This window comes from Acinetobacter sp. 22301, assembly GCF_052045285.1.
GTDB lineage: Bacteria > Pseudomonadota > Gammaproteobacteria > Pseudomonadales > Moraxellaceae > Acinetobacter > Acinetobacter pittii.
Genome location: NZ_JBQEOR010000031.1, coordinates 1 through 539, shown reverse-complemented (window position 1 = coordinate 539; position 539 = coordinate 1). Strand labels below are relative to the sequence as shown.

Annotated in this window: 1 protein-coding gene; it reads right to left on the bottom strand. The window is 46.6% G+C overall.

The features are described from left to right. Positions 1–539 (bottom strand): Ig-like domain-containing protein (locus tag ACTJJH_RS18375; protein WP_440601576.1); only part of this gene is annotated, 539 nt, incomplete at both ends.

Here is a 539-nt window from a genome sequence, read left to right as displayed (position 1 = left end):
TCTGGTCCCAACGCCACTTGTGCATTGAAGGTACCGTCTGTGCCTAGCTCGTCTGCATTCAAGATACCGTCGCCATTTAAGTCTTCAGGAATCGTGATCGCACCGATCAGGTCTGCAGGTACTGTATCAATAGTAAGCGTAGCTGTATCTGTAGCAGTATTTCCAGCTGGATCAGTTGCAGTTACAGTTACAGTATGAGGACCATCTATTAAAGCAGGCAAAGTATTGTCTGCAAGAGTCCAAGTACCATCACCGTTATTCACTGCTGGATAGTCAACGCCATCCACATTCACAACCACAGTTGCTGTTGGGTCATTAATTACCCCTGTTAAAGCAGGAGTTGTGTCATTAGTAGTTAAGTCATCTAAAGATACAACTGGAACGCTAGTATCAATTGTCACCACTGCTGTATCTGTACCCGCATTGCCTGCTGCATCTGTTGCAGTCACGGTAATGGTGTGTGGACCATCAGTTAATGCAGGAAGTGTATTGTCTGCAAGCGTCCAGGTGCCGTCACCATTGTTCACTGCCGGATAGTC